This window comes from Vibrio sp. 1288 (assembly GCF_033344475.1).
Window position 1 is genome coordinate 1 of sequence record NZ_JAWPOX010000751.1, and the last position, 613, is coordinate 613.

Annotated in this window: 1 protein-coding gene; it reads left to right on the forward strand. The window is 45.4% G+C overall.

Annotated elements, in window-relative coordinates; translation table 11 throughout:
* Positions 1-613 (forward strand): NAD(P)/FAD-dependent oxidoreductase (locus R8O11_RS29155; protein ID WP_318195114.1); only part of this gene is annotated, 613 nt, incomplete at both ends.

Here is a 613-nt window from a genome sequence, read left to right on the forward strand (position 1 = left end):
TTAATCTCGCTGAAGATAAAACGCCACAGCACTATGCGATTGGCTTTAAAGAGCTGTGGGAAATACCTGCAGAGCAACATCAGCAAGGATTGGTTGTTCATGGATTAGGTTGGCCGTTGGCAAACGAAGCGAGTGGTGGCAGTTATCTTTATCATCTTGAGGGCAACCAAGTTGCTGTCGGTTTGATTGTTGACCTCAATTACAAGAATCCTCATTTGAGTCCGTTTGACGAATTTCAACGTTTTAAACATCACCCGATGATTGAACAGTACCTAAAAAATGGTAAACGCATCAGCTATGGTGCGAGAGCCATTACCAAAGGTGGTTTTCACTCCCTTCCTACACAACAATTCGCGGGTGGCTTGTTGATTGGCTGCGATGCTGGAACACTCAATGGATCCAAAATCAAAGGTACGCACACTGCCATGAAATCAGGCATGATTGCGGCGGAAGCAGTCGTTGAAGCGATTTTAAATCAATCGGTTATTGCCGACTACCAAAGCCATTTCAAACAGTCATGGCTATATGAAGAGCTCTATCAAGCGCGGAACTTCTCTAGCGGTATACACAAATTTGGTTCGTGGCTTGGCGGAGGGTTAGCACTGTTGGAGCA